This is a genomic window from Mycolicibacterium chitae (assembly GCF_900637205.1).
Lineage (GTDB): Bacteria > Actinomycetota > Actinomycetes > Mycobacteriales > Mycobacteriaceae > Mycobacterium > Mycobacterium chitae.
In genome coordinates this window covers 452,661-468,639 of sequence record NZ_LR134355.1, presented here as the reverse complement: position 1 = coordinate 468,639, position 15,979 = coordinate 452,661, and the positions used below count along the sequence as shown (strand labels likewise).

The window sequence follows — 15,979 nt, the reverse complement described above, 5'->3', positions numbered from 1 at the left end:
CATGCCCATCAATCTCGACGAAGCACTCGGCGCCGAACTCGAACCCGTCGAGTTCTCCTGGACCAGCAACGACATCCAGCTCTACCACCTGGGCCTGGGCGCCGGCGCCGCGCCGCTGGACCCCCGGGAGCTGCGCTACCTGGTCGACAACACCCCGCAGGTGTTGCCGACGTTCGGCAACGTCGCGCAGAGCTTCCATCTGACCGATCCGCCGGAGGTGCAGTTCCCCGGGATCGACATCGAGCTGAACAAGGTGCTGCACGCCAGCGAGGGCATTTCCGCGCCGGGCCCCATCCCGCCGACGGGTACCGCCACGGCGGTCACCCGCTTCACCGACATCTGGGACAAGGGCAAGGCGGCCGTCATCTGGTCGGAGACCACCGCCACCGCCCCCGACGGCACGGTGCTGTGGACCCAGAAGCGGTCGATCTTCGCCCGCGGCGAGGGTGGCTTCGGCGGCGAGCGTGGCCCGTCCACCTCCGAGGAGCTGCCCGACCGGGCGCCCGATCTGGAACTCGACATCGTCACCCTCCCGCAGCAGGCGCTGCTGTACCGGCTCTGCGGGGACCGCAATCCGCTGCACTCCGACCCGGAATTCGCTGCGGCCATGGGCTTTCCGCGGCCCATCCTGCACGGGCTGTGCACCTACGGCATGACCTGCAAGGCGCTCGTCGACAACATCGTGGACGCCGACGCGGCCGCGGTGAAGTCCTATAGCGCCCGGATGGCCGGCGTGGTATTCCCCGGCGAGACGCTGCGCGCCAACCTGTGGAAGGACAACGATCGGTTCGTCGGCGCGGTCACGGTGCCCGAGCGAGACAATGCCGTCGCCTTGGCCGGCGTGGAGTTCGTGCCGGCCTGAGTTCCGCCGGCACAAACCCTGGCACCTCAGCCCAGGATCAAGCCCGACGTCGGCACCCCGGTGCCCGCGGTGACGAGCACGTGCTCGACGTTGTCCACCTGGTTCACCGACGTCCCGCGCAGCTGTCGAACCCCCTCGGCGATGCCGTTCATGCCGTGGATGTAGGCCTCGCCGAGTTGTCCGCCGTGAGTGTTGATGGGCAGCCGCCCGCCGATCTCGATGGCGCCGCCCGCGATGAAGTCCTTGGCCTCACCTTTGCCGCAGAATCCGAGTTCCTCGAGTTGCAGCAGCGTGTACGGGGTGAAGTGGTCGTAGAGGACCGCGGTCTGGATGTCGGCCGGGGACAGCCCACTCTGCTGCCAGAGCTGTCGGCCCACCAGTCCCATCTCGGGCAGGCCGAGTTCGTCGCGGTAGTACGAGTACATGGTGAACTGATCGGCACCGGCGCCCTGGGCCGCGGCCTCGATGATGGCCGGGCGGTGCTTGAGGTCCTTGGCACGCTCCGGCGTGGTGACCACGATAGCGACGCCGCCGTCGGTCTCCTGACAGCAGTCCAACAGCCGCAGCGGCTCGGCGATCCACCTAGAGTTCTGATGGTCCTCGATGGTGATCGGCTTGCCGTAGAAGTGCGCCTTGGGGTTGTTGGCCGCGTGCTTGCGGTCGGCCACCGACACGGCACCGAAATCGGCGCTGGTGGCGCCGTATTCGTGCATGTAGCGCTGCGCGATCATCGCCACCGAGGCCGCCGGCGTGCTCAGCCCGTGCGGGTAGGACCAGCTGTACTCCACCCCGCGGGAATCCGCGTTCACCGTCAGCCCGGGCATCACCTGACCGAAGCGGAACTCGGAACGCTCGTTGAAGGCCCGGTACGCGACCACCACCTCGGCCACCCCGGTCGCCACCGCGAGCGCGGCCTGCTGGACGGTCGCGGCGGCCGCACCGCCGCCGTAGCCGATCTGGCTGAAGAACTTCAGATCCCCGATCCCGGTCGAGCGGGCCACGGCAGTCTCCAGGTTGGAGTCCATCGTGAACGTCACCAGACCGTCGACGTCCGAGGGCGCCAGACCCGCGTCGTCGAGCGCGTCGAGCACCGCCTCGGCGGCCAGTCGCAGCTCGCTGCGTCCGGAGTTCTTGGAGAAGTCGGTGGCACCGATACCGGCGATGGCCGCCTTACCGGAGAGCATCAGCTGTCCCCCAATGTCAGAGTGGCGGTGGCTATCACGTGGTTGCCCAGGCTGTTGGAACCGGTCACCTTGACCGTCACCAGTTCGCCGTCCACCTCGGTCACCGCACCGGAGAAGGTCACGGTGTCATAGGCGTACCACGGCACGCCGAGGCGCAGCCCGATCGACTTGATCCGCGCCGAGGGCCCGGCCCAGTCGGTCAGGTAGCGCTGCACCAGTCCGGTGTCGGTGAGGATGTTGACGAAGATGTCCTTGGACCCCTTGGCTTGGGCCTTGTCCCGGTCGTGGTGCACGTCCTGGTAGTCGCGGGTGGCGATGGCCGTGGAGACGATGAACGTCGGGTCGCCGTAGATCGCGAGCTCGGGCAGCGCGGTGCCGACTTCGATGCTGGTCATGCCTCGGGCTCCCATGCGTACAGCGTCCACGCGGGACTGACGTCACTGTCTGGGAAGTCGATGAAGGTGGCACGCACCGGCATTCCGATCTTCACCTTGTCGGCCTCCACGTTGCGCAGCTCGCCGAGCATGCGCACGCCCTCGGTCAGTTCGACCAGCGCGATCACGAAGGGCAGGCTGCGCCCCGGCACCTTCGGCGCGTGGTGCACGACGTAGCTGAACACCGTGCCCGTGCCGGCGGCGACGACGTAGTCGATTTGCGCATCCTTGTCCTGCCACACCGCGGGCACCGGCGGATGTTGCAGCGAACCGTCGGGACGCCGCTGGATCCGCAGTTCGTGGGCGTTGATCCCGTCCCAGAAGAACTGGGTGTCCCGCGACGACGCCGGGCGCATCAGCTTGTCCGGGTCGAGATCGGCCGGGATCTCCGGCTGGTCGGCCTCGCGCGGCTTGAACTTCATGATGCGCCAGTCCATCTCGGCGACTTCCTCATCGCCGACCGTCCAGGTGATCTTCTGGTTGACGAAGAAGCCCTCACCCAGCGCGGTCTGCTTGGGGCCGACCACGTCGGTGACCTCGGCGCTGATCGCCACCTGCTCGCCCGGCTCGAGATACCGGTGATAGGTCTGCTCGCAGTTGGTGGCCACCACTCCGACATAGCCGGCGTTGTCGAACAGGTCCATGATGGCGCCCAGCGGATCATCATCGGGACGAATGCCGCTGAGCCCCAGCATGGTCCACACCTGGATCATGGCGGGCGGAGCGACGATCCCCGGATGCCCGGCGGCCTTGGCCGCGGACTCGTCGACATAGATCGGGTTCTTGTCCCCGATGGCGTCGACCCAGTGGTGGATCATCGGCTGGTTCACCGGATCCCGGCCCAGCCGCGGCGCGCTGCGTCCCAACGACGTCAACCGGTCGATGCCGGCCTGCAGATCAGTCATCAGCGCGGCACCCGGGGAACCCTGAGGCCCGACGCGGCGATCATCTCGCGCATCACCTCGTTGACGCCGCCGCCGAAGGTGATGACCAGATTGCGTTTGGTCATCTTGTCCAGCCAGTCCAGCAACGCGGCGGTGTGCGGATCGGCCGGATTGCCGTACCTGCCGACGACCTCCTCGGCCAACCGGCCGACTTCCTGAATGCGTTCGGTGGAAAAGACTTTGGTGGCGGCGGCATCGGCCACGGCGATGGTCTCCCCCGACGCGGCGACCTGCCAGTTGAGTAGCTCGTTGATCCGCCAGATCGCCTTGATCTGCCCGAGCAGCCGGCGGGCGCCCTCCTGCTCGAGCGGTACGACCCCGTCGGATCCGGGCTTGGCCGCCCATTCGGAGACCTGGTCGTAGATTCCGGCGACGCGTCCGGCCGGCCCGAGACCCACGCGCTCGTGGTTGAGCTGGGTGGTGATCAGCTTCCAGCCGCCGTTCTCCTCGCCGACGAGCATGTCGGCGGGCACCCGCACATCGTTGTAGTACGACGCGTTGGTGTGGTGCGCCCCGTCGGACAGGATGATCGGCGTCCAGGAGTAGCCGGGATCCTTGGTGTCGACGATGAGGATCGAAATCCCCTTGTGCTTGGCGGCATCCGGGTCGGTCCGGCAGGCCAGCCAGATGTAGTCGGCGTCGTGCGCGCCGGTGGTCCACATCTTCTGCCCGTTCACGATGTATTCGTCGCCATGGCGCACGGCGGTGGTCCGCAGCGACGCCAGGTCGGTGCCGGCCTCGGGCTCGGAGTAGCCGATCGCGAAATGCACGTCGCCGGTGAGGATTCCGGGCAGGAACTTCTTCTTCTGTTCCTCGGTGCCGTGCACCTGCAGCGTCGGGCCGACCGTCTGCAACGTGACCATCGGCAGCGGAACATCGGCGCGGTTGGCCTCGTTGACGAAGATCTGCTGCTCGATGGGGCCGAACCCGAGACCGCCGTACTCCTTGGGCCAGCCCACCCCGAGCTTGCCGTCCGAACCCATCCGCTTGATCACGGCCCGGTAGGCCTCGTTGTGCCGGTCGGATTCCATCGCCGCGGCCTCTTCGGGCGTGATGAGAGTCGAAAAGTATTCCCGCAGTTCGGCTTGCAGGGCGCGCTGCTCGGGCGTCAACTCAATGAACATTTACGCTCCCACCAGGTCGAGGCGATGCGAGGGCCCGCCCAACAGCCGGGTCAGGTCCTTGATCGAGGAGTAGTAGCGGTCCATCGGGTAGGTGATGTCCATCCCCATCCCGCCGTGCAGGTGATGGCAGATCCGCATGGCCGACGGCGCCTGCGAGGTCAGCCAGTAGCCCAGCACCGCCAGATCCTCCTCGGCGTCGAGGCCCTCGGCCAGCCGCCAGGTCACCGAGTTCGACACCAACGAGATGGTGCGCGAGGCGATGTAGACCTCCGACAGTTGCGCGGCCACCGTCTGGAACGTCGACAGCGGTCGTCCGAACTGCTCGCGGGTGGCCACGTAGTCGGCGGTCAACCGCAGCGCCCCGGCGACCAGGCCCGCGGCGAACGCACCGATCGCCGCCAACGCCAATTGGTTGACGCGGCCCACGGCCGCCCCGTCGAGGACGTCGGCCTCGGCGTCGGAGAACACCAGGACGAACTCGTCGGATCCGTTGGCCGCCGGCGTCCGGGTCACCGACACGCCCGCGGCATCCCCCGCGACGACGGCCACCCCGGTGTCCGCGGTGACGACGATCCATTGCGCCTGATCCGCATACGCCACACCGATTTTGGTACCGGTGAGCCGTCCGCCGGTCAGCCGGACGGCGGGGTGCTGCGGCAGCGCGGCACCGGGTTCGTTGAGTGCCGCGGCCAACACCCCACCCTTACCCACCTCGGCCAGATAACGGTCCTGCTGGGTTTCGGAGGCCAGGTCGAGCAGCGGCAGCAGCCCCAGGCCCAGGGTCGCCAGCGCGGGACTCACGGTGCCGTGGCGGCCGATCTCGGTGAGCGCGGTGGCGATCTCCGCCAGGCCGAGGCCGTCGCCGCCCAGCCGCTCGGGCAGACCGAGCGCGGTGACCCCGCCGTCCACGAGGGCCTGCCAGCTGTTGTCCCGGCCCAGGACGGAGGTGACAACGTCGGCGACAGCCTGCTGGCCTTCGTCCGGACTGAAATCCACCCGAATACTCCTTGATTCGACTTGGGTTCGCGTTACGCGGCCGAGGACTTCCCGGTGAAGTTCACCGGCCAATGCTTGATGCCATTGAGCCATCCCGACTTTAGGCGCTCGGGCTCGCCGGCCGAAGTGAGATCCGGCATGTGGTCGGCGATCGCGTTGAAGATCAGGTCGATGGTCATGCGGGCCAGGTTGGCGCCGATGCAGTAGTGCGCCCCGGTGCCGCCGAAGCCGACGTGCGGGTTGGGGTCGCGCAGGATGTTGAAGGTGTACGGGTCCTCGAAGACCTCTTCGTCGAAGTTGGCCGACCGGTAGGACATCACCACCCGCTCGCCCTCCGCGATCTTGACCCCGGCCAGTTCGGTGTCCTCGCTGGCGGTGCGCTGGAAGGCCGACACCGGGGTGGCCCACCGGATGATCTCGTCGACGGCCGTGGCCGGGCGCTCCCGCTTGTAGAGCTCCCACTGATCCGGGTTCTGGGTGAACGCGATCATGCCGTGGGTGATCGAGTTCCGGGAGGTCTCGTTGCCGGCCACCGCGAGCATGATGACGAAGAAGCCGAACTCGTCGTCGGTGAGCTTCTCGCCGTCGATGTCGGCCTGGACCAACTGGGTGACGATGTCGTCGCCCGGGTTCTTGGTGCGCTCCTCAGCCATCTTCATGGCGTAGGTGATGACCTCGAAGGAGGACATGGCCGGGTCGACGTCGGCGTATTCGGGATCGTCACCGGCGGTCATCTCGTTGGACCACCGGAACAACTTGTCGCGGTCGTCCTGCGGGACCCCGAGCAGGTCGGCGATGGCCTGCAGCGGGAGTTCACACGACACCTGCTCGACGAAGTCGCCGCTGCCCTCGGCCGCCGCGGTGGTGACGATGTTCTGGGCCCGCCGGTTGAGTTCGTCCTTGAGTCGCCCGATGGCACGCGGGGTGAAGCCGCGGGAGATGATCCGCCGCAGCCGGGTGTGGTGCGGCGCATCCATGTTCAGCAGGACGTTGCGCTGCAGGTCGATGGCCTCGCGCGTCATCCCCTCCGGCCAGACGGGGATGGCGCCGTCCATCGAGCTGCTGAACACGTCGCTGCGCCGGGACACCTCGCGCACGTCGGCGTGCTTGGTGACCAGCCAGTAGCCCTTGTCGCCGAAGCCGGCGGTGCCGCCGGGCACGTTGACCCAGTGCACCGGATCCGACTTGCGGAGTTCGGCGAGCTCCTTGACCGGCAGGCCGGCCAGGTTCACCTCGGCGTCGAGGAAATCGAAGTCGCTGGAGATATTCGGGGCGGCCATGTGTTTACTCCTGATGGTGGTCGCAGGTGTTCGGGTTGCGCAGCGGCTGTGCCGGACGACCTGAAACAACGTGGTCTAGTTCCGATTGCCACCATTGAAACACGGCCTGACCGCAGATCAAAGGTGGTATGGCATCGTCGCTTGTCAGAGTAATGAAACGTGTTCTAGCCTGACCTCATGGGTAATCCTGTCATCGTCGAAGCCACCCGCAGCCCGATCGGCAAGCGCAATGGCTGGTTGTCCGGTCTGCACGCCACCGAACTGCTGGGGGCGGTGCAGAAGGCCGTCGTCGAGAAGGCCGGGATCGACGCGGGCGACGTCGAGCAGATCATCGGGGGCTGCGTCACCCAGTACGGCGAGCAGTCCAACAACATCTCCCGGGTGGCGTGGCTGACCGCGGGGCTACCCGAGCACGTCGGCGCCACCACCATCGACTGTCAGTGCGGCAGCGCGCAGCAGGCCAACCATCTGGTGGCCGGCCTGATCGCCACGGGTGCCATCGACATCGGCATCGCCTGCGGCATCGAGGCCATGAGCCGGGTCGGGTTGGGCGCCAACGCCGGGCCGGATCGGTCGATCATCCGCGCGTCCTCCTGGGACATCGACATGCCCAACCAGTTCGAGGCCGCCGAGCGGATCGCCAAGCGCCGCGGCATCACCCGCGCCGACCTCGACGCCTTCGGCCTGGCCTCGCAGCAGAAGGCCAAGCAGGCGTGGGCCGAGGGCCGGTTCGACCGGGAGATCTCCCCGATCGAGGCGCCGGTGCTCGACGAGAACAAGCAGCCCACCGCCGAGCGCGGGACCGTCAGTCGCGACCAAGGATTGCGGGACACCACCGCCGAGGGGTTGGCCGCGCTGAAGCCGGTGGCCGAAGGTGGGTTGCACACCGCGGGCACGTCATCGCAGATCTCCGACGGCGCCGCCGCGGTGCTGTGGATGGACGAGGAGAAGGCGAAGGCGTTGGGGCTGAAGCCGCGCGCCCGGATCGTCGCCCAGGCCAATGTCGGCGCGGAGACCTACTACCACCTGGACGGCCCCGTGCAGTCGACGGCCAAGGTGCTGGAGAAGGCCGGGATGAAGATCGGCGACATCGACCTCGTCGAGATCAACGAGGCGTTCGCCTCCGTCGTGCTGTCCTGGGCCCGCGTGCACGAACCGGACATGGACCGCGTCAACGTCAACGGCGGCGCCATCGCGCTGGGCCATCCCGTCGGCTCCACCGGCGCCCGCCTGATCACAACCGCGCTGCACGAACTCGAGCGCACCGACAAGAGCACGGCGCTGATCACCATGTGCGCCGGCGGTGCACTGTCCACCGGAACGATCATCGAGCGAATCTAGTGGCCCCGGTTTCGGACGCGGACCGCATCGCCGCGGCCCGGGCGTACATCGAGGCGCTGGCCACCCACCGGGCCGACGCGGTGCCGTTCGCGCCGGGCTGCACCCGCACCGAGGTCGGCATCAAGACCGGATTCTCCGGAAATCACCTGCGCCGCAGCCTCAATGGCGGCCTGCAGTACCGGGTGATCGAGTCGGTCAGCGACCCGGAGTTCACCGTGCTCGGTGATACGGTCCGCGCGCAGTTCGAGCTGTCGACCAAGCCGACGCTGTTCGGCCGCAAGGTCGGCGCGCGGGTCGACGAGACCTTCCTGATCCCCGCCGAAAGCCCTTCGGGCCAGGCGCAAATCCAACACATCCGGGCCGGCATCAGGCCATTCCTCACGCGATAGGGTGCCGCCATGGCCAATCCGCCCAAGGGGCTGAACTCCAAGCAGACCGGCGTGATCATCAAGTGGATGTCCCGCTTGAACACCTTGGCGTACAAGACCACCGGCGGACGACTCGGCGGCAAGTGGCGTGTGGGCTCCAACCGGTTCTCGGCCCCACCACCGATCGGGATCCTGACCACCATCGGCCGCAAGTCCGGTGCGGAGCGGGACAGCCCGCTGCTGTTCCTGCGGGAGGGTGACCGCGTGGTGCTGGTGGCCTCCCAGGGCGGGCGGGCGAGCAACCCGATGTGGTATCTCAACCTGAAGGCCAATCCCGCGGTGACGTTCCAGATCAAGAACGAGAAGCTGACGCTCACCGCGCGCGACGCGACCGACGCCGAACGCGAGCAGTACTGGCCGAAGCTGGATGCGATCTATCCGGACTTCGACAACTACCGCTCCTGGACCGACCGCAAGATCCCCATCGTCATCTGCGACCCGCGCTAACTTCCCGACGCCCGACCCCGCGCCGACCCAGTGCACACATTTGTTAATGTGTGCACGCTCACATGTCATCGGGAGATGTGAGCCAGCCCATACGAGTCAGGGGAACGGAGCGGGATGCACGATAATTCGGTACGGCCGCCGGCGGCGCTGCGCGTGCTGGTGGCGACGTTGTCGGCACTGGTGCTCGTCGTACTGGCCGCCATCCCCGCCGGGGCGATGACCATCACCTTCATCCGGCACGCGGAATCGGAAGGCAACGCCTCGGGCTACATCGACACCCAGGTCCCCGGCCCGGAGCTGACTGAAAAGGGCTGGGGCGAGGCGGACACGCTGCCCGCCAAGCTGGCTCTGGCCGGCATCGACGCCGCCGACTTCGACGGCTTCTACGCCTCGACGATGATCCGCACCCAGCAGACCGCCCAGCCGCTGCTGGCATCGCTGGGGCGCGACGAGAACGACCTGGTGGTCATCGGCACGTACGACCGGGACAAGCCCCGCTCGGTGGCCGGCATCCAGGAGATCAGCGCCGGAATCTTCGAGGGCTCCTCGCAGGAGGACGGCCTGGGCCGGCTCGGCTACGGGCTGGCGCCGATCGCCTGGGTGCTGGGCGCGCGGTTCGTGCGGATCCCCGGTTCGGAGGACGGCAACGAGTTCGCCGCCCGGATGGCGGAGGCCATCGCCCAGATGGAGGCCGCCGGTGACGCCAACGAGGACGGCGAGGTCAACGTCGTGGCGTTCTCGCACGGCGCGACGATGATGTTCTGGACGATGATGACCGTCGACAATCCCGATCTGCTGCTGATGTTGCAGCATCCGTTGGAGAACACCGACGTGGTGGTGGTCGACAAGAACGACGACGGCAGCTACACGCTGAAGAGTTGGGCCGGCCAGGACGTGGCCCCGGCGACGTACCCGGTGCAGATGCTGGTCAACGTTCGTGATCTGGTCGTGGCCCCGCAGACCGCGCTGTACAACCTGCGTCAGCCGGTGTTCGACGCCGACCTCGAGGCCGTCGGCCAGACCGCGGTGCAGGGGGTGCGCGACGTCGGCGACGCCACCGTCAAGTTCGTCAGCGATTCGGTCACCGATACTGTCGACGCGATCCGGGACCTGGTGCGGCCCCGGGCAATTCGGAGCGAGGAAGCCGAGAAGACCGCGCCCGCGGAGACGGCCGATCTCGAGGCCACCGCTGTTGAGGTCCCCGCTGTCGAGGTCACGGCCGAGGCCGAACCGGAGAGCGACCGCGCCCTGATCCGCCAGCTGAAAGATGCCCGCGCGGAACGCGCCGCACGGGCCGAGGCCGCCGGCACCACGGTGCGCGACGTTGCTCGAAGCACCCGCTCCGAGCTGACCAAGGCCCGCGGCGAGCTGCGCGAGCGGGTCCGCGGCACGGTCAGCGACGCGGCCAACACCGTCCGTAAGGCGGTGTCGGGCAAGAACAAGAAGGACACGACAACGAAGGACACGGCGAAGAAGTCCGATTCGGGCACCGATTCGTCGGACAAGTCGGCCGCGTGACCGCATAAGCCATCACGAAGAGCATCGGCCCCCTCGGATTCGAGGGGGCCGATTGCCCGGTCGAACAGTACCTGTCAGACGGCCACCGCCCGCGCGTCGGGCCCCGGCGCGGCATCGGACCCCGCGGCTATCCGGGTCACGTCGAACACCGACACCTTTCCGGCCCCGTCGTCGTCGACGTGGGTGACGTAGAGGTTCCCCGCCCGATCCACCGTCACCCCGATGCCCTGACCGGTAATCGAGATGGTTCCCAGCACATCGCGCGCCGTCTCGTTACTCGGCCCGATCACCGACACCACGTCGTGGCCGGGATTGTCCGGATCAGCGTGCAGGACATAGGCCCAACCAACCCGATCCACGGCGATATCGCGCGCCACCGCCGGTACGTCGAATTCGCCGCTGTGCCCGTGGCCACCTCTGGCCCGGTACATCTGCACCCGAGCTTCCTCCGAGTCGGCGATGTACACCAGGTCCGACGGGCCGCCGGCCATTGCCGAGGGCTGCAGACCGCCAAGATCGAACTCGCTCAAGAGCGTCCCGTCGGAGCCCACCATCCGCACGCGAGACCCTACGAGGACATACAGCTCGCCACGCTCAGAGACGGTCGCCAGATCCGTTATCGGGAGGGCACCGGCCTCCGCCTCGATGATCACGGTCGGGGTCCCCTCGGGGGCAGTCGTCATCCACACGCGATGTCCGTCGGAGACATACAGGTGGCTCCAGCGGGCGTCGACTGCGACGTGGAACTGCTGCCCCTCGGCGTCGTCGATCTCGACCTGGGCGGTCCGACCGTCCTTGGTATTGATTCTGGTCAGCACGGCTCGGCCGTCGACGGAGCGGGTGACGTAGATCCAATCGCCCCAGGCTGCCACCCCGGTCGCGTCGCCGGAAACCTCGACGGTGTCGATCAACGTGTCCTCGACCGGGGTGCCGTCGGCAGGGGCGATGACAACCTGAAGTGTGTCCCCGACCAACTGTCCATCGTCACCGATGGCAACAATCTGGACGTAGTCGAAGGTCGGGAACGGGGCCTCGACCAGCGCCAACTCCCGCGCCTCCGGAGTCGGGACATACCTGTAGCCGATCTCCCAGGTGCCCTCCTCGACCGCGTCGAATCCGATCTGCCGCAGCTCGCCGTACCTCATCCCGCTGGGAATGAGATGGGGCAGGGAGACGCCGGTGACGACGACGGTGAAGTCGACCGACCCATCCTCGTTGGGCGTCAACGAGTCCGGGTTCGGCATCTCCAACGTCAATTCCTGATCGACTGCCTCGGCCGGTGGGACGGCGATTTCGAGGACGCGTGAACCACCGTGGATATCCGAGACCGTGAGGTGGATCGACTCGCTCACCTCGCCCGAATCAGGATCCGGCATATACAGGTAGCGGAGTTGCGTGACCTCGCCGATCTCGCTCCGGTCCATCAGGTACACCGTGCCGTGTTCGGCATCGGTCACAACGATGTGGACGTCGTCGCCGTCGGCATCGGTGAATTCGATGTAGCCGTGATATCCCGTCTCGCCGTCCGCATTCGGCCGCCATTCCCCACCCTGCACCCCGGTGAACTCCGGGTCGATGTTCTCCGCCTCGATGGGGATCGCGACGTCGACCTTCACCTCCGGCCCGCCGACCAGCGAGATCACGATGTGCTCCGTCACCGTCGAGGGACCCTCGCGGTACTCGTAGGCCAGGCTGTGGGCGAACTCCGCATCCCGGACGTGGGTGTAATCCACCTGCCACGTGGTCTCCGATGTCCGGACCACGTCGACCTTGAAACTGCCGCCGTGCTCGAGCTGATTGAACTCGAACTCCGGTTCCCGCCCCGCCGCGTCGGTGTACACGAAACTGCCTGTCACCACGCCGTTCTCATCACGTTCGCTCGGCCCGGTGTGCTCACCGATCGCTGGAACGGGTGCCACGGCATCGAGGTCGACCGTGACGGTGGCGACGGTGGACGCCCGACCGTTCAGACCGTGCGAGTGCCAACCGGTGTTGCGCGCGGTCACGGTGAACGTGTCGGTGCCGGTGAAACCCGCGGGGTCGGTCACCGTGTAAGTGAAGGTGCCGTCCTCGTGCACCGTCACCGTCCCGTATTCGCCGTCGGTGCTGGTGTACGCCAACGGATTACCCGTGGGATCTTCGAAGCCGACGTTCCCGGTCACTTCGACCAGGCCGTCCGCGGTGCGGGTCACCTCGACCTGCGGCAGGGCGCCGCCGGCCGCGGTCGGCGGATCGCGGTAGATCACCGCCTCCAGCCGCCGATACAGACCCCAGATCCCTTCCAGGATCGGATTCTGCGGGGTCGGCGAGTTCGGGTTGAAGCCGAACACCCCCAAGACACCGATCACCAACGACCTGATCAACGGGGGCGGCGGCGGTGGTTCCACGCTGACCTCGACCTGCGCGGCGGGCACGGTCGGCGCCTCCGGGTCCGCGGGGTCCGCCGGATCCGCAGGTTCCTCCGGGTCCGGCTCGGGCAGTTCAGTTTCGGCGTCTTCGGGCTCGGACTCTTCAGGCGCACCGGGCACCTCAGACTCTCCGGGATCCGTCGGCTCGGGCGCCTCGGTCGCGGGCGCTTCGGGCTCGGCGGGATCAGTGGACTCGTCGGGATCGGCGCTGCCACCGGAGTCGGACGCGTCATCCTCGACGATCTCGGAACCGGTGTCGCTGTCCGGGTCTTCCGCGCCGACGGCCTCCTCGGTCTCCTCGATGACTTCCTCGACGACCTCGGCGTCCGTGTCTTCGATGACCTCGATGACTCCGGTGACAGAGTCCTCGGTGGCTACGGTGGCGGCTTCTGGGGCGATCTCGGTGGCGATCTCGCCGGCGGTGTACTTGCCTGCCGGCACGGTGGCGACCGCATCCTCAGGCACCGAACCGTTGTCAGGCGCCGAATCCTTCTGCGCCGCAGCGGTGGTGCCGCTGTCGAGCGGGCTCGTTGCCTCCGACCGGGCTTTCGAATGCAGCCGATCCAGGCCGCCGGAGCGTGCGGACGGCTCGGCCGTGGACTCCCGTGCGATCCGCTCGGCACGTCGTAGGTCGCGATCACTGATCCTGCGGGAGTCGCCGTCGTCGGCATCACGGACCGACGCCGACCCCGAGGTGGACCGCGACCCGCGCTCGGTGCGGTCCGCGCGGGTCGAACGCTGTGTGGTCGATTCCTGCTCACCGCCGCGGTCTGCCGAGCGCGCCACCCCGGGCCCAGTGCGTTTGGTGTCCGAGGATCCGCCGCTCGAAGAATCCGACTCCGACGACGACCCCGACGACGATCCCGACGACGACTCGTCGGCCCAGGCCACCGGCACCGGTGCGCCGATCGCGGTACCGATGCCCAGCGCCACCGCCAAGGCCCCGACCCGGCCGACATATCGCGAATTGCCCACGGCATTCTCTCTTCGTCCAGTAACGCCCGAATGAGGCCAACCGCATCGAAGCTGCCGCACATCGCTCAACCGAACGGCAAGACCAACCGCGCTCCGTCACCTACCCAGCAAACGATGCCGGCACCGAACAACCGACGTCTCAGCAATCGTCAGCCGGGCAAGAACGCCCCGATACAGCTCGGAGGCTATCAAGATCGATCGGAACGTCGCAGGAATACAGCAAAATACCCACAAACGTTAAAAAGATGCCCACCCAGGATTCACCCGTAGGTCGGCCGAGATCTCGAGCGCGGCTACGCGCCGTAGACAGGCACCGCCGGCCGCGCCTTGGCCAGCAGATCGGTGACCACCGGCCCGAGCTCGGCCGGATCCCAGCGCGCGCCCTTGTCGACCTCCGGGCCGTGCGCCCACCCCTCGGCCACCCGGATCTTGCCGCCCTCGACCTCGAACACCTGACCGGTGACATCGCGCGACTGCGCGCTGCCCAGCCAGACCAGCAGCGGGGACACGTTTTCCGGCGCCATGGCGTCGAAGTCCTGCCCCTGGGTGGCCATCATGTCGGCGAACACGGTCTCGGTCATCCGAGTACGCGCCGACGGTGCGATGGCATTCACGGTGACGCCGTAGCGGCCCATCTCGGCGGCGGCGACCAACGTCAGCGCGGCGATACCGGCCTTGGACGCGCTGTAATTCGCCTGTCCCACACTGCCTTGCAGGCCCGCACCGGAGCTGGTGTTGATGATCCGGGCATCCACGGCGTGACCGGCCTTGGACTGCGCACGCCAGTAGGCCGCGGCATGCTTCATGGTGGCGAAGTGCCCCTTGAGGTGCACCGCGGTGACCGCGTCGAACTCCTCTTCGGAGGTGTTGGCGAACATCCGGTCGCGCACAATGCCGGCGTTGTTGACCAAAATGTCGAAGGAGCCAAAACTGTCCAAGGCGGTCTGGATCAGCGCTTCGGCCTGAGCCCAGTCGGCCACGTTGGAGCCGTTGGCCACGGCTTCGCCTCCGGCGGCGACGATTTCGTCCACAACGCCCTGTGCGGCGCTACCCCCGCCGGCGGGCGAGCCGTCCAGGCCCACCCCGATGTCGTTGACCACAACGCGCGCGCCCTCGGCGGCGAAGGCCAGCGCGTGTGCGCGTCCGAGTCCACCGCCGGCACCGGTAACGATGACCACCCGGCCGTCCAGAAGTCCCATGTGCGTGTCTCTCCTTCTACTTGATGTCTGCGGTAGTGGTCGACAGGTAGTGCGGTGGCTCCCCGCCGCCGTGCACCTCGAGCGAGGCGCCGCTGATGTAGGAGGCGGCCTCCGAGGCCAAAAACGCGGTGGCCCAACCGACGTCGTGCGGCTTGGCCAATCTGCCCAGCGGGACGTTCTTCGAGATCGCGGCGATCGAGTCGGCGTCGCCGTAGAACAGTTCGGACTGCTCGGTCTCGACCATCCCGACCACCACCGAGTTCACCCGGACCTTCGGCGCCCACTCCACGGCCAGGGTCTTGGTCAGGTTGTCGATCCCGGCCTTGGCCGCACCGTAGGCCGCGGTACCCGGCGTCGGCCGGTATCCGCTCACGCTGGAAATGTTGACGATCGAGCCGCCGGCGCCCTGCTTCTGCATGACCGTGTTGGCATGCTGGGCGACCGAGAGCGGGCCGAGCAGGTTCAGTTCGACGATCTTGGCGCTGAACTTGGCCGAGGCGTCGGCCGCCGGGACGTAGGGCGAGCCGCCGGCGTTGTTGACCACCACGTCGAGCCGGCCGTGGCGTTCGACGATGGCGGCGATGAGGGCGGCCACCGACTCGTCGTCGCGCACGTCGCAGGGATGGAATTCGTACGGTGATCCCTCCACCGGGCGGCGCGCGCAGGTCACCACCGTGGCGCCCTGACCGGCGAAGACGGCGCTGATGCCGGCCCCGACGCCGCGAACGCCGCCGGTGACCAGAACCACCCGACCGTCCAGTTGCAGATTGATTCCAGCCCCGTCAGTCACTGTGCTAGCGTACCAAGCAAGTGCTTGCTTAGGTAGCGACCCCTTCAGG

General features: G+C 67.6%; 14 protein-coding genes. 5 read left to right on the top strand and 9 right to left on the bottom strand.

Translation table 11 applies throughout. The features are described from left to right. Nucleotide 1 precedes the first annotated feature (1 nt). Complete coding sequence (locus EL338_RS02310; protein ID WP_126332263.1) at nucleotides 2-862, top strand: enoyl-CoA hydratase ChsH3; 861 nt, start codon at nucleotides 2-4, stop codon at nucleotides 860-862. Nucleotides 863-888: 26 nt separating this feature from the next. On the opposite strand, the gene ltp2 is transcribed toward EL338_RS02310, so the two are convergent. From ltp2 to EL338_RS02280, 6 genes are read right to left on the bottom strand one after another with little or no spacing between them, the layout of a single operon-like run. Continuing rightward, nucleotides 889-2,046: a 17-hydroxy-3-oxo-4-pregnene-20-carboxyl-CoA lyase gene (gene ltp2 / locus EL338_RS02305; RefSeq protein ID WP_126332262.1), complete on the bottom strand. Its 1,158-nt coding sequence runs from the start codon at nucleotides 2,044-2,046 to the stop codon at nucleotides 889-891. Next, the gene (locus EL338_RS02300) at nucleotides 2,046-2,456 is read right to left on the bottom strand and encodes a MaoC family dehydratase (RefSeq protein ID WP_126332261.1); all 411 of its coding nucleotides are present in this window, start codon (nucleotides 2,454-2,456) and stop codon (nucleotides 2,046-2,048) included. Before EL338_RS02300 ends, ltp2 begins: the two co-directional genes overlap by 1 nt. Then, a complete protein-coding gene (locus EL338_RS02295) occupies nucleotides 2,438-3,385 on the bottom strand; it encodes a bifunctional MaoC family dehydratase N-terminal/OB-fold nucleic acid binding domain-containing protein (RefSeq protein ID WP_126332260.1) in 948 nt (315 codons plus the stop codon). Before EL338_RS02295 ends, EL338_RS02300 begins: the two co-directional genes overlap by 19 nt. After that, nucleotides 3,385-4,548, bottom strand: coding sequence for an acyl-CoA dehydrogenase FadE29 (fadE29, locus tag EL338_RS02290; RefSeq protein ID WP_126332259.1), 1,164 nt, complete (start codon nucleotides 4,546-4,548; stop codon nucleotides 3,385-3,387). Before fadE29 ends, EL338_RS02295 begins: the two co-directional genes overlap by 1 nt. Beyond that, nucleotides 4,549-5,544, bottom strand: coding sequence for an acyl-CoA dehydrogenase family protein (locus EL338_RS02285; RefSeq protein ID WP_126332258.1), 996 nt, complete (start codon nucleotides 5,542-5,544; stop codon nucleotides 4,549-4,551). Between the two features lie 32 nt (nucleotides 5,545-5,576). Next, nucleotides 5,577-6,824 (bottom strand): cytochrome P450, encoded by a 1,248-nt coding sequence (locus EL338_RS02280; protein ID WP_126332257.1) that lies wholly within the window; start codon nucleotides 6,822-6,824, stop codon nucleotides 5,577-5,579. Nucleotides 6,825-7,001: 177 nt separating this feature from the next. Here EL338_RS02280 and EL338_RS02275 point away from each other — a divergent pair, with 177 nt between their 5' ends. From EL338_RS02275 to EL338_RS02260, 4 genes are all read left to right on the top strand, one after another. Then, a complete protein-coding gene (locus tag EL338_RS02275) occupies nucleotides 7,002-8,165 on the top strand; it encodes a steroid 3-ketoacyl-CoA thiolase (protein WP_126332256.1) in 1,164 nt (387 codons plus the stop codon). Continuing rightward, nucleotides 8,165-8,554: a DUF8021 domain-containing protein gene (locus EL338_RS02270; protein WP_126332255.1), complete on the top strand. Its 390-nt coding sequence runs from the start codon at nucleotides 8,165-8,167 to the stop codon at nucleotides 8,552-8,554. The genes EL338_RS02275 and EL338_RS02270 overlap by 1 nt, the downstream gene beginning before the upstream one ends. A 9-nt stretch (nucleotides 8,555-8,563) precedes the next feature. Beyond that, the gene (locus tag EL338_RS02265; protein ID WP_126332254.1) at nucleotides 8,564-9,040 is read left to right on the top strand and encodes a nitroreductase family deazaflavin-dependent oxidoreductase; all 477 of its coding nucleotides are present in this window, start codon (nucleotides 8,564-8,566) and stop codon (nucleotides 9,038-9,040) included. Between the two features lie 114 nt (nucleotides 9,041-9,154). Continuing rightward, complete coding sequence (locus EL338_RS02260; RefSeq protein WP_126332253.1) at nucleotides 9,155-10,558, top strand: histidine phosphatase family protein; 1,404 nt, start codon at nucleotides 9,155-9,157, stop codon at nucleotides 10,556-10,558. A 74-nt stretch (nucleotides 10,559-10,632) separates the two neighbouring features. On the opposite strand, the gene EL338_RS02255 is transcribed toward EL338_RS02260, so the two are convergent. The 3 genes from EL338_RS02255 to EL338_RS02245 form a co-directional block, all read right to left on the bottom strand. Beyond that, a complete protein-coding gene (locus EL338_RS02255; RefSeq protein WP_126332252.1) occupies nucleotides 10,633-13,941 on the bottom strand; it encodes an Ig-like domain-containing protein in 3,309 nt (1,102 codons plus the stop codon). Between the two features lie 293 nt (nucleotides 13,942-14,234). Then, on the bottom strand, nucleotides 14,235-15,140 hold the full coding sequence (locus EL338_RS02250) for an SDR family oxidoreductase (protein ID WP_126332251.1): 906 nt from the start codon (nucleotides 15,138-15,140) through the stop codon (nucleotides 14,235-14,237). A 16-nt stretch (nucleotides 15,141-15,156) separates the two neighbouring features. Continuing rightward, nucleotides 15,157-15,930, bottom strand: a complete 774-nt coding sequence (locus EL338_RS02245) for an SDR family oxidoreductase (protein ID WP_126332250.1) — start codon at nucleotides 15,928-15,930, stop codon at nucleotides 15,157-15,159. Nucleotides 15,931-15,979: the final 49 nt, after the last annotated feature.

Excerpts from the sequence above, each read along its gene's own strand:
- EL338_RS02280 (WP_126332257.1), bottom strand. The coding sequence starts at position 6,824 with ATGGCCGCCCCGAATATCTCCAGCGACTTCGATTTCCTCGACGCCGAG.
- EL338_RS02265 (WP_126332254.1), top strand. The coding sequence starts at position 8,564 with ATGGCCAATCCGCCCAAGGGGCTGAACTCCAAGCAGACCGGCGTGATC.
- EL338_RS02300 (WP_126332261.1), bottom strand. The coding sequence starts at position 2,456 with ATGGGAGCCCGAGGCATGACCAGCATCGAAGTCGGCACCGCGCTGCCC.
- EL338_RS02310 (WP_126332263.1), top strand. The coding sequence starts at position 2 with ATGCCCATCAATCTCGACGAAGCACTCGGCGCCGAACTCGAACCCGTC.
- ltp2 (WP_126332262.1), bottom strand. The coding sequence starts at position 2,046 with ATGCTCTCCGGTAAGGCGGCCATCGCCGGTATCGGTGCCACCGACTTC.
- EL338_RS02275 (WP_126332256.1), top strand. The coding sequence starts at position 7,002 with ATGGGTAATCCTGTCATCGTCGAAGCCACCCGCAGCCCGATCGGCAAG.
- fadE29 (WP_126332259.1), bottom strand. The coding sequence starts at position 4,548 with ATGTTCATTGAGTTGACGCCCGAGCAGCGCGCCCTGCAAGCCGAACTG.
- EL338_RS02260 (WP_126332253.1), top strand. The coding sequence starts at position 9,155 with ATGCACGATAATTCGGTACGGCCGCCGGCGGCGCTGCGCGTGCTGGTG.
- EL338_RS02295 (WP_126332260.1), bottom strand. The coding sequence starts at position 3,385 with ATGACTGATCTGCAGGCCGGCATCGACCGGTTGACGTCGTTGGGACGC.
- EL338_RS02250 (WP_126332251.1), bottom strand. The coding sequence starts at position 15,140 with ATGGGACTTCTGGACGGCCGGGTGGTCATCGTTACCGGTGCCGGCGGT.